The sequence below is a fragment of the Nonomuraea sp. MG754425 genome, from assembly GCF_021699195.1.
Classification (GTDB): Bacteria; Actinomycetota; Actinomycetes; order Streptosporangiales; family Streptosporangiaceae; genus Nonomuraea.
Window position 1 is genome coordinate 1 of the sequence record NZ_SSXE01000470.1, and the last position, 694, is coordinate 694.

At 76.7% G+C, this 694-nt stretch carries 1 pseudogene; it reads right to left on the reverse strand.

Annotated features, from left to right (window positions below):
- Positions 1–557: pseudogene (locus tag FAF44_RS53525) on the reverse strand (hypothetical protein); the annotation flags it as partial.
- Between the last annotated feature and the right edge of the window lie 137 nt (positions 558–694).

The following is a 694-nucleotide window of genomic DNA, read 5'->3' on the forward strand; positions in this document are numbered from 1 at the left end:
GAGCCGGGGGCGAAGTCGTCGGGGGCAGCGGGCCAGGACTCGTCGGTGGTCTGGTGGTCCGGCGCATCCTGGGCGTTCTGCGGAGCGGCCGGCGGGTGGTCGGAGTCCTGGTCCCCCTGCTCCTCCTGGGACGCCCCATGAGACGCCGTACGTCCCTGGGCCCCGGAGCCGCCCTGCGCCCCTTGAGGCCCGGTCGCTCCCCGCGGGCCGGTCACGCTCGGACCGGCCTGAGGACCACCCGCGCCCGGAGCACCCTGGGAACCGGCCGGCCCGTGGGAGCCGGCAGCGGGGGCGGCACTCGGCGGGCGGGCCGGACCGCGGGAGGCGTGCGGAGCCGGGGAACCCCCGACGACCGCCTCGACCCGCCAGGTGCCGCCCAGCACCTCGCCCAGCACGGCGGCCACCACCGCGTCCTTGCCGCCGCCGGTGAAGTTCTTCATCGCGCCGACCTGGCTGAACCCGAGCGTGACCAGGTTGCCCTCGACACCCACCACCTGGGAGTTGGTGCTCACGTTCGCCCAGACGACGATGCTGCGCTGCTTGAGCGCGGCCAGCACGGCGGCCCACTGCGCCTGGACGGCACCCGTTCCCCCCGCCGCCGGAGCACGGTGCGAGTCAACGGACGGCGCGGCCTCAGCGGCCGGGGAGGCCGCGCCGTCCGTTGACTCGCACCGTGCTCCGGCGGCGGGGGGAA